Origin of the sequence: Kitasatospora sp. NPDC056327 (genome assembly GCF_042261735.1) — a bacterium.
Lineage (GTDB): Bacteria > Actinomycetota > Actinomycetes > Streptomycetales > Streptomycetaceae > Kitasatospora.
Map to the genome: position 1 here is coordinate 1 of NZ_JBHJRC010000013.1, position 10,677 is coordinate 10,677.

Sequence of the window (10,677 nt, forward strand, 5' to 3'; positions counted from 1 at the left end):
GGCTCCCAGTAGACGACTGGGTTGATAGGCCGGATATGGAAGCCCTGTGAGGGGTGGAGTTGACCGGTACTAATAGGCCGAGGGCTTGTCCTCAGTTGCTCGCGTCCACTGTGTTGTTCTGAAACAACGACCCCCACGCCCGGGAGACCGGGTGGTGGGTGCGGTTGACAGTTTCATAGTGTTTCGGTGGTCATAGCGTGAGGGAAACGCCCGGTTACATTCCGAACCCGGAAGCTAAGCCTCACAGCGCCGATGGTACTGCAGGGGGGACCCTGTGGGAGAGTAGGACGCCGCCGAACAATCATTCAGAGAAGGCCCCCATCCGGGATACGGATGGGGGCCTTCTCGCGTTGTGCGTCCGCGTTCGTCCGAAGAGGCCGGCGCCGGCTCCCGTGAAGTCGGGAGCCGACCGGATCAGGCCTTGCGGGCGGCGGCCACGATCTTGGCGGTGGTGTGCAGGAACCGCGAGGTGGCGGAGCCCTGGAAGGACGGGCCGAACAGGTTGCCGGTGCTCTTCCACTTGCCGTTCTGAAGGTGGATCACCACGTAGGCGGTGCCCGGGTCGGCGCCGAGCACCTCGTAGTCGCCCTTGGGCGAGGTGTGGGGGAGGGCGAAGTCCGCGGGGAGCGGTTCGGAGAGGAAGTTGAGGGTCAGTCGGAGGTCGGGCGTGACCTCGACGTCCTTGAACGGCTCGGCGGCCAGGACGGCTTCGATCTCCTCGACGGTGCGCAGCATCACCGGGACGGGGTAGCCGAGCGACTCGGCGAGGTGGGCCTCGATCCGGCGGGTGAGCGCGGCGCGCTCCGGGCTGCCGGCGGGGTGCTCCTCCGCGGTGAAGAAGACGTTGCCGGTCTGGATGTACGAGCGGACGCCCTCCAGGCCGAGTTCGGTGAACAGGCCGCGGAGCCGCTCCATGGTCACCGTCCGGCCGCCGACGTTGATGGAGCGGAGCAGCGCGATGTACGTGATCATGCGGCCAGTCTGGCACCGGCCGACCGAACGGACAACGGACGGACAGCGAGCGGCACCGACCGGGCGGACGGCGCACGGCTCCGGACGTCCCACGGCCCGGAAGTGCCAGGTTCGGTCGCCGGGCGCGCATTTTTGCGCAGACGACGAGGCCAGGACGGCGGGAGAGTCCAACGGTCTTGTTCAAACGGCCGGTGTGTCATCGGCGCGGACCGTAAGGATTACGAGAACTATGACCAAGGTCGTTGGCCTGGCGTCCCGGAGCACGCCCAGGACCCGTGTGCTCGTCGCGATCGCCGCCGCCGTGGTCGGCCTGTCCGCCTGCTCCTCCACCGCCACCTCCACGGACTCGGGAGCCAAGCCCGCGGCGAAGCCCTCGGTGGACGTCCTGCGGATCGCGGCGGCCGATGCCACCAACACCACCGGCCTCGACCCGCGTTCGGTGAGCGCGGGTGCCAGCTCGATCGTCGCCCAGCACGTGTTCGACTCCGTGGTGACGCTGGAGGGCAAGGAGTACAAGCTGAAGCTCGCCGAGTCGGTCGAGCCGAACGCCGACGCGACGATGTGGACCGTCAAGCTCCGCAAGGGCGTGCAGTTCCACGACGGCAAGCCGGTCCGCGCCGCCGACGTGGCCTTCAGCCTGACCACCCTGGCCGCCCCGCCGAGCAACCGTGCCTCGGTGTACGCGGACGTCGACGCCGCGAAGATCAAGGTGGTCGACGACAGCACGCTGGAGGTGCCGCTCAAGCGGGCGCGGGCCGACTTCAAGGAGTCGGTGCTCGCGGTGTTCTCGGTGGTGTTCCCGGAGGGGACGACCGACTTCGCCAAGCCGATCGGCTCGGGCCCGTACAAGTTCGAGACCAGCGACCAGCGGATCGTCCGGCTCGTGGCCAACGAGCAGTACTGGGGCGGCAAGCCCGCGATCCCGGCGCTGGAGATCGACCGGATCGCCAGCCCGGCGGCCCGCCTCGCCGCGCTCAAGGACGGCCAGGTCGACTACGCGGTCGGCATCAGCGCGGCCGGGGCCCAGACGGAGAAGGGCAACACCGGGATCAAGATCCAGCGCGGCGGCGTCGCCAACTCCAACGCGCTCTCCTTCGCGATGAACCAGAACCTCGCCCCGTTCAACGACCCGAAGGTGCGCAAGGCCGTGCGGCTGGCCGCCGACCGGCCGGCCCTGGTGGCGCAGGCGCTGATGGGGTACGGAGCCCCCGGCGAGGACGTCGTGGGCAAGGACCTGCCCGGCTACAACGCCAAGCTGACCGAGCGCAAGCGGGACCTGGAGGAGGCCCGCAAGCTCTTCCGCGAGGCCGGTGTCACCGAGCTGACCCTGCGGGCCGCCGACGTGGTGCCGGGCATGCTGCCGGCCGCCAAGCTGTTCGCCCAGCAGCTGGAGGAGGCCGGGGTGAAGCTCGCCGTCCAGGAGGTCCCGGCGGACAGCTACTACTCCGACCTCAAGGGCCTGGCCACGCACCCCTTCCAGGTCTTCTACTACGTCAACCGCCCGGCGGCCCTGCACCTGGCGGCGGTCACCAACGAGAAGGCCGTGTTCAACGTGACCGGCGCCGGCCAGGCCCACTGGAGCCGGCTCGCCGAGGCCCAGGTGCTCGTCGACCCGACCGCGCGGGCGAACGCCTTCGACGCGATCGAGCAGGACTTCTACGACAACGGCGGCGACCTGGTCTGGGGCTTCCAGGAGCAGCTGGACGCCACCCGGGCCGGTGTCGAGGGAGTGCGTCTGAGCCAGTCCGTCCAGCTGTTCGACCAGGCGAAGGCGACCAAGGGCTGATGCCCGTCCCCCGGCAACTCGCGGCGGTGGCGCGCAGGCTCGCGTCGACCGTCCTGACGCTGCTCGTCGTGTCGCTGGCGCTCTTCGCCGGGGCCTCGGTCCTGCCGGGCGACGCCGCGGGCAGCTGGCTCGGCGGCAACGGCACCGAGCAGGACCTCGCGGCGCTGCGGCACGAGTGGGGGCTGGACCGGCCCCTGCTCGTGCGGTACGCGGACTGGGTCACGGCGGCGCTGGGCGGTGACCTGGGAACCAGCCTGACGGCCCGTCGGCCGGTGGCCGAGATCGTGGCGGAGCCCCTGTGGGCCACCACGCTGCTCGTCCTGATCGCCGGCGCGGCCACCATGGTGCTGGCCGTGGCGCTCGGGCTGGCCACCGGGCTGCGGCCGGGCAGCCGGCTGGACCGGATGCTGTCGGGGGCGAGCCTGGTCGTGGTCGCGGTGCCCGGGTTCGTGCTGGCCAGTCTGCTGGTGCTGGTGTTCTCCGGCACCCTGGGTCTGCTGCCGGCGGTGTCCCACCCGCCGCTGGGGGGCAGCCCGCTGGACCGGCCGGAGATCCTGGTCCTGCCGGTCGCCACGATCGTGCTGTTCGGCGGGGCCTGGGCGGGGCGGATCGTGCGGGCCACGGTCGCCGACGCCAACGGCGCGCCGAACGCGCGGGCCGCCCGGATGGCGGGGCTGCCGGAGCACCAGGTGGTCTGGCGGCACGTGCTGCCGACGACCGTGCCCGCGAACGCACAGGTCTTCGGCTGGCTGATCAGCAGTCTGTTCGGCGGCACCACCGTGATCGAGGTGGTCTTCGACTACCCGGGGCTGTCCCGGATCCTGCTCTCGGCGGTGAAGAACCACGACCTCGCCGTGCTGGAGGGCGTCGGGCTGCTGCTCGCGGTGATCATCCTGATCTCCTTCATCCTGGCCGACCTGATCAGTCTGCTGGCCGACCCGAAAGCGAGAACGAGAGCCGCATGAACGCAGAACCGCGGCGGTGGGCCGGCCGGTCGGTCCGCTGGACGGCCCGGCTGCTCCTGGTGCTGCCGGCGGCCGCCGTGCTGCTGCTGGCGGTGGCCGGGCCCTGGCTGGTGGACACCGACCCCGGCCGGATCGTCGGCGCGCCCTACCACCCGCCGGGGGGCCCGCTCGCGTTCGGCACCGACTACGCGGGGCGCGACGTCTGGGCCCGGCTGCTGACCGGCGGCCGCTCGCTGGTCGTGGTGCCGGCGCTGGCGGTCCTGCTGACCACGGTGCTCGGCACCGCGCTGGGCATGCTGGCGGGGTACCGCGGGGGCTTCGTCGACGCGCTGGTGTCGCGCTTCGACGGGGCGATGCTGGCGTTCCCGCCGACCCTGGCCATGCTGGTGCTGCTGCACGGCTGGGGCTACTCCCCGCTCGTCCTGATCATGATCATCCTGGTCACCGGGGTCTCCTTCGTCTCCCGGATCGCCCGCACCGCCACTGTCCAGGTGATGAGCCAGGGCTACGTCGAACAGGCGGTCTGCCTGGGCGAGTCGGTGCCCTCGGTGCTGTTCCGGGAGATCCTGCCCAACATCGTGCGGCCGATCCTCGCCGACGCCGGCACCCGGCTCGCCGTCGCGGTCGCCCTCACCTCCGCCGCGGGCTTCCTGGGCTTCGGCGCGGACGAACCCAACTGGGGTGCCATGGTCAGCGAGAACATCGAGGGCATCACCCTCACCCCGTGGGCCGTGGTGGCTCCCGCGGTCTGCCTCGGCGTGCTCGCCGTGGCGGCCAACCTCGGTCTGGACCGGCTGGCAGCGAGGCTCGACGGATGATCCGGGTGGAGGACCTCCTGATCACGGACGGCACCGGCCGGCCGGTGCTCGACCGGCTCTCGCTGGCGATCGGCCGCGGCGAGCGGCTGGCCGTCGTGGGCGAGTCCGGCTCCGGGAAGACCACCCTCGCGATGGCCCTGCTCGGCGAGGTGCGGCCCGGCCTCGGCGTGGCCGGCGGCCGGGTCCTGGTCGACGGCACCGATGTGCTGGGGCTGTCCGCCGGTCCGCTCCGGGCCTACCGCCGCCGGTCGGTGGCCTACCTGCCGCAGGACCCCGCGTCCGCGCTGACGCCGACGCTGCGGGTGCGCGGGCAGCTCGCCGAACTCGCGGCCGACCGCTCCGACGCGGCGCTCCTGCGGCGGCTGGCCGACGTGGGCCTGCCGGACGACCCGAAGCTGCTCGGGCGCTACCCGCACCAGCTCTCCGGCGGCCAGCAGCAACGGCTGGCGCTGGCACGGATCTCCGCGGGGGACCCGGCGCTGCTCGTCGTCGACGAACCGACCACCGGGCTGGACGCGATCGCGCGCAACCTCGTGCTCGCCCGGCTGGACGACCTGGTGACCCGCCGGGGGTCGGCGCTGCTGATGGTCACCCACGACCTGCCCAGCGCCGCCCTGGTCGCGGACCGGCTGGTGGTGGTGCGCGACGGCCGGATCGTCGAGGACGGACCGCTCGACGAGGTGATGGGGCGTCCGTCGGCTCCCTACACCCGGGAGCTGATCCGGGCCGTCCCGACCGTCGCCGACCTCGGCCGCCCCAGGGCGGACGGCCCGGCGGACCCGGACGGGCGGGCCCCGGAGGAGCCGGAGGCGCCCGGCGGCGGGACCCCGGCCGGACCCCTGCTCCGGGTGGAGGGCCTGCGGGCCGGCCACCGGCAGGGTCGGCAGGGCCGCACGGTGGTCGACGGCGTCTCCTTCACCGTGGCCCGCGGCGAGTGCCTGGCCCTGCTCGGCGTGTCCGGCAGCGGCAAGACCACGCTCGCGCGCTGCGTCAGCGGCACCCACCGCCCCGACGCGGGGACGGTCGCCCTCGACGGAGAGCCGCTGGCACCCCGGATCCAGGACCGCAGCGTCGAGCAGCGCCGCCGGATCCAGGTGATCCCCCAGCACTCGGCGGGCTCCCTCAACCCGCGCCGCACCGTGGGCGCGGCGGTGGTCCGGCCGCTGCGCCGGCTGCGCGGGATGGGCCGGACGGAGGCCGAGGCCGAGGCGGAGCGCCTGCTGGCCCTCGTCGGGCTGCCGTCGGGGACGGCCAGCCGGCGGCCCTCGCAGCTGTCCGGCGGCCAGTGCCAGCGGGTCACCATCGCCCGGGCGCTCGCGGCCGGACCCGACATGCTGGTCTGCGACGAGATGACCTCCAGCCTGGACCCCCGGGTGCAGGCGACCGTACTCGAACTGATCGACCGGCTGCGCGCGGAGCTCGGCCTGGCGGTCATCGTGATCACCCATGACCTGGGCGTCCTGGCCCGGATCGCGGACCGGGTCCTCGCCCTGCACGAGGGCGTCGTCTGCGAGGAGGGGCCGACCGCGCGGGTGCTCACCGCGCCCGAGCACCCGTGGACCCGCTCGCTGCTCGCCGCCACCGCGACCGGCGACCGGAGGGCGCTCAGCAACTCCCGCTGAGACGGGCCGCGTCGGGGGCCGGGCCGTCGCCGACGGTCCGGCCCCGCCCTGTTCCGGGCCGCCCCGCCCCGTGCCGCCCGGCCCCGTCCTGTCCCGAACCGTGCCGCGCGCCATACCGCACGCCGCCCGTCCGGCCCGCGTGGCGCCGCTGCTCAATCCTCGCCAGACCGGCCGGGGACGCGCCGGGACGATGAAAAAGCCAGCCAGAGACCCTAGGAGTGCGCCATGGATGAGCAGCGCCCGGACCTCGGACCGGACGGCCGACCCGTCCGGATCCTGTCCACCGGGACCGAGCCCGACCCCTACGGCATGTACCGGCGCATGCGCGAGGAGGACGGCGTCGTCCAGCTCGTGCGCGAGCCCAACGGCCTGTACCGCTGGATCGTCCTCGGCTACGAGGACGGCCGTGACGTGCTCGCCGACCCCCGGTTCTCCAAGGACCCGGCCCGGGCCTGGGAGCAGCTGCGCGCGGCCGGCTACGTGACGGGCGAGCCCGGCGAGCGCGCCGACTACCTCTACCACGTGGCGAACACCGACCCGCCGGACCACACCCGGCTGCGCCGCCTCATCGGCAAGGCGTTCACCATGCGCCGGGTCGAGGCGGTCCGCCCGCGGATCGGGGAGGTGGCCGCCGAACTGCTCGACCGGATGGCCGGACGGGAGACCGCCGACCTGGTCGACGCCTACTCCCACCCGCTGGCCACCACGGTGATGTGCGAGATCCTCGGCATTCCCGACCTCGACCGGGAGAGCTTCCGCACCTGGGCCACCGCGATCCTGACCGCCCCCGGCGGGGCCGCGCCGGGCGCGATGACCAAGGCCGAGGGCTACACCGCGATGAAGGACTTCTTCACCGCTCTGATCGCGGACAAGCGGGCCCGGGCGCGGGAGGGCGCGGGGCAGCCGGACGTCCTCAGCGGCCTGATCGACGCCACCGACGACGGCGACCGGCTCAGCGAGACCGAACTCGTCTCCACCGTGATGCTGCTGATGAGCGCCGGGCAGGAGCCCACCGTCAACCTGATCAACAACGCCGCGCTCGCGCTGATGGACAGTCCGGACCAGCGGGCCCTGCTGGCCGCCGAGCCGGACCTGTACCCGAACGCGGTCGACGAGTTCCTCCGCTACGACCCGCCGGTGCAGCTCTCCACCACCCGGGTCGCGCTGGAGGACGTCGAGGTGGCCGGCACGGTCGTCCCGGCCGGGAGCATCGTCACCGTCTCGCTCGCCGCCGCGGCCCGGGACGAGGGCAAGTACCCCGGCGCCGACCGGCTGGACGTCACCCGGGCCACCAGCTCGCACCACCTGGGCTTCGGGCACGGCATCCACCACTGCGTCGGCGCCCCGCTCGCCCGGCTGGAGGGCGAGGTGGCGGTCCGGATGCTGTTCGAACGCTTCCCCGGCCTCGCGCTCGACTGCCGCCCCGAGGAGCTCCGCTGGCGGCCGACCCGGATCATGCGGGGCCTGGAGCGGCTCCCGGTCCGCCTGAGCGCGCAATCCCAGGAGGCACCGCGATGAACAGCACCGACAGGGCCGCGGCGCAGCGGACCGCCGACGACGGGACCGCCGACGAGGCACGGATCGTCGGCCGGTGGACCGAGATCTACGACGCCGTCTACGAGAGCGCCGAGGGCGGCAGCGGCGCCGACTTCTCCGGCTGGCGCTCCAGCATCACCGGCGAGAACTACACCGCGGCGGAGACGGCCGAATGGCTGGAGGGCACGGTCGCGGCCGTCCTGGAGCAGCGCCCCGAGGCCGTCCTGGAACTCGGCGCCGGCACCGGCCTGGTGGCCGAGGGACTGCTCCCGCACGTCGGCCGCTACCGGGGCACCGACATCTCCGGCACCGCCGTGGCGCGGATGGTCAGGGACTACGGCCACCACCCCGGCGCCGGGTTCACCGTCGCCCAGGCCGACGACCCCGCGCTGCCGGGCGGCTTCGACACCGTCGTCCTCAACTCCGTGATCCACCACTTCCCGACCGAGGCCTACCTGCGCCGCGCGCTGGCCAACGCGGTGCGCTGCCGCGCCCCGGGCGGCACCGTGTTCCTCGGCGACGTGCACAGCCTGCCGCTGCGGGACGCCCTGCGGCTGTCCGTCCTGGCCGTCAGGGTCCCGGGCGAGCAGCCGGCCGGAGAACTGCGGGCCCAGCTGGCGGCGATGGCGGCGTACGAGCGGGAGCTGGTGATCGACCCGGCGTTCTTCCCCGCGTTCGCCGCCGAGCACGGGCTGGTCGCCGACCTCCGGCTCAAGCCCGGCCGGCACGGCACCGAGATGAACCTCTTCCGCTACGACGTCCGGCTGCGCCCGGCGGACGCGTCGCTGGTCCCGCTGCGGGACGTCCGACAGGTGGCCTGGGAGTCCCGCACGGCGGAGCGGCTGCTGGCCGGGGCGGCGGGCGGCCCACCGGTGCGGGTCACCGGGATCCGGCACCCCGGCCTGGCGGCGCCCGTCGCCGCGCTCGCCGCCCTGCGCGCCGCGGCCCCGGACGAGCCGGTCGACCTGGCCGCGCTGCTCGCGGCGGAGGAGCCGGCCGCGCCCGGCCTCCTCCCCGCCGACCTGAGCGCCGCCGCCGACGCGCGCGGTCTGGCCTGCTACTGCGTCCCGGCCGCGAGCGAGTCGGCCGACTACGACGCGGTGCTCGCCCCCCGGACGAGCGGCGGCCTGGCGGTCGCCCCCGAAACGTCGGCCGGCCGCCCGCTGGTCAACGTCCCCACCATGTAGCCGGTCCCGGCGCCCTACCGAGGAGCAGACAGTGAAGACACCGGTCGCGCACAGCGTGCTGCGCGAGGCGGACGGCGGCGGACTCGTCGTCCTGGCCGACTTCGGCACCGCCGGCCGCCCGTCGGCGACGTTCACCGAACTGGTCGAGGGACTCCGGACGGAGGCCACGTTCTGGGAGACCATGCCCCCGCCGTACGGGGAGGAGGAGGGCCTGGACGCGGCGGGCCACGTGGCCCGCTGGACGGCCGACGTGCGCGCGAGCGGGCTGCCGGTCCGGGCGGTCATCGGCTTCTGCAGCGGCAGCGTGTACGCGGCCGCGCTGGTCGAGGAGATCTCCCGCTGGCAGGACCGGCCGCGGCTGGTCCTGATCGATCCCGACCTGGCGGAACGCCGGATGGTGATCGAGCACTACGAACGGTTCATGACGGCCCGGCTGAGCCCGGTGCTGGCCCCCGAGGAGGTGGCGGCGGCGCTGCGGGAGGGCCGTGAGGCCGACGCCGCGGCCGCCACGGCCCTGGACCTCGCCGCGGGTCTCGGCGTGCTCTGCCGGCGCATCCTGCCGCCGGCCTGCGAGCGGGCCGGGATGTCCGGCGAGCGCAGCACCGAACTGGCGCTGATCTTCGCCGCCTACCTGCACTGGCTGGCGGCCGGCGCCGAGGTGGACCCGCGGCCGGTCTGGAAGGAGGCGACGGCGCTGAACTCCGCGACCGAGGGGTTCGGGCTCGACGCGTTCCCGCCGGCGGCGCGCCCCGGCCTGGTCGGCACGGTGGTCGAATTCGACCTCCCGCACCTGGAACTGATGCGCGACCCCGGGGTCGCCGAATGCGTGGACGAGTTGCTCCGAACTGAGCAGTCGCCGTCCGGAGGTCCTGCCTAGAGTCGCCGCAGGAGCGGCGGGAAGAACCGGCGGGCGGAAATGCCGCAGGAAACCACCAGAAGGAGACGAATTCCGATGACCGACACCTTCACGGAATCGGCCGGGACGGCGGAGCGGCGCTCCAGGATCGTTCCACCGGCCTCCCACCAGGCCGAACCCGCCGCTCCGGAGTCCCTGCTGCACTCCGGGAACTCCGGGGCGATGGTGCGCAAGAGCGGCCAGCTCCGGTCCGAATTCCGCAACGAGGGCCGGATGTTCGCCCGCGAGGTGGCGAAGCACGTCAATTCCCAGCAGGCCGGCCGGGCGAGTGCGTTCGTCTACGAGGAGAGCTTCGGCTACGAGGACCGGATCCATTTCCTCATTCACCTCGACGCGCTCGACGTGTATTACGACCTGGTCGAAATGGGCGACCGGGACCGCGCCTTCCGGGAGTCGATCGCCAAGGAGCGGGTCGGGGAGGACACCGGAGGCGGTGCCTGGGACCGGCTCTTCGTCGACGGGAGCGTGCACTCGACGGTCCTGCTCCCGTGGACCGGCCAGGCCGGGCCGCAGCTGAACTCCGCCTCCGCCGGCATCGTGCTGCTGCGCTCCGCGCGCATCGGCCACGGCTTCGCCGCCGAGGGGCGCGAGCTGGCCCGGGAGATCGCCGACACGGTGAACGAGCGGTACGCCGGCGAGGCCGCCGTGACCCTCTTCGACGAGGCGTTCGGCGACGCCGAGCGGGTGCACTGGGCGATCGGCCTGAAGGACCTCACCGTGTACGGGCGGCTGCGCGCGGACCTCGCGGCGCAGGGCCGGCCGGGCACCTTCGTCGACGGCAGCGTGCGCGAGACCGCGCTCACCCCGCACCACTGGGGCCTCTACGCGACCCGTCAGGGCCAGTAAGCACCGTTACCCGCAGCGGAGGCGAGACG

The 10,677-nt window shown here is 73.5% G+C and carries 9 protein-coding genes and 2 rRNA genes; 10 read left to right on the plus strand and 1 reads right to left on the minus strand.

Annotated features, from left to right (window positions below; genetic code table 11):
- Positions 1–93: ribosomal RNA gene (locus ACFCX4_RS03650) — 23S ribosomal RNA — on the plus strand; the annotation flags it as partial.
- A gap of 89 nt (positions 94–182) precedes the next feature.
- Positions 183–299, plus strand: a 5S ribosomal RNA gene (gene rrf, locus ACFCX4_RS03655).
- Between the two features lie 115 nt (positions 300–414).
- On the opposite strand, the gene ACFCX4_RS03660 is transcribed toward rrf, so the two are convergent.
- Positions 415–972 (minus strand): DUF1697 domain-containing protein, encoded by a 558-nt coding sequence (locus ACFCX4_RS03660; RefSeq protein WP_376138597.1) that lies wholly within the window; start codon positions 970–972, stop codon positions 415–417.
- A gap of 229 nt (positions 973–1,201) precedes the next feature.
- Here ACFCX4_RS03660 and ACFCX4_RS03665 point away from each other — a divergent pair, with 229 nt between their 5' ends.
- The 8 genes from ACFCX4_RS03665 (at position 1,202) to ACFCX4_RS03700 (ending at position 10,648) form a co-directional block, all read left to right on the plus strand.
- A complete protein-coding gene (locus ACFCX4_RS03665) occupies positions 1,202–2,758 on the plus strand; it encodes an ABC transporter substrate-binding protein (RefSeq protein ID WP_376138599.1) in 1,557 nt (518 codons plus the stop codon).
- Positions 2,758–3,723: an ABC transporter permease gene (locus ACFCX4_RS03670; RefSeq protein WP_376138601.1), complete on the plus strand. Its 966-nt coding sequence runs from the start codon at positions 2,758–2,760 to the stop codon at positions 3,721–3,723. The genes ACFCX4_RS03665 and ACFCX4_RS03670 overlap by 1 nt, the downstream gene beginning before the upstream one ends.
- A complete protein-coding gene (locus ACFCX4_RS03675; RefSeq protein WP_376138603.1) occupies positions 3,720–4,541 on the plus strand; it encodes an ABC transporter permease in 822 nt (273 codons plus the stop codon). Before ACFCX4_RS03670 ends, ACFCX4_RS03675 begins: the two co-directional genes overlap by 4 nt.
- Entirely contained in the window at positions 4,538–6,163 is a 1,626-nt protein-coding gene (locus ACFCX4_RS03680) for an ABC transporter ATP-binding protein (RefSeq protein WP_376138605.1), read from the plus strand. The genes ACFCX4_RS03675 and ACFCX4_RS03680 overlap by 4 nt, the downstream gene beginning before the upstream one ends.
- 225 nt (positions 6,164–6,388) lie before the next feature.
- Entirely contained in the window at positions 6,389–7,681 is a 1,293-nt protein-coding gene (locus ACFCX4_RS03685; RefSeq protein ID WP_376138607.1) for a cytochrome P450, read from the plus strand.
- Entirely contained in the window at positions 7,678–8,886 is a 1,209-nt protein-coding gene (locus ACFCX4_RS03690; RefSeq protein WP_376138609.1) for a class I SAM-dependent methyltransferase, read from the plus strand. Before ACFCX4_RS03685 ends, ACFCX4_RS03690 begins: the two co-directional genes overlap by 4 nt.
- A 31-nt stretch (positions 8,887–8,917) precedes the next feature.
- Positions 8,918–9,763, plus strand: a complete 846-nt coding sequence (locus ACFCX4_RS03695) for a hypothetical protein (protein WP_376138611.1) — start codon at positions 8,918–8,920, stop codon at positions 9,761–9,763.
- A 75-nt stretch (positions 9,764–9,838) separates the two neighbouring features.
- The gene (locus tag ACFCX4_RS03700; RefSeq protein WP_376138613.1) at positions 9,839–10,648 is read left to right on the plus strand and encodes a DUF6039 family protein; all 810 of its coding nucleotides are present in this window, start codon (positions 9,839–9,841) and stop codon (positions 10,646–10,648) included.
- Positions 10,649–10,677 lie beyond the last annotated feature (29 nt).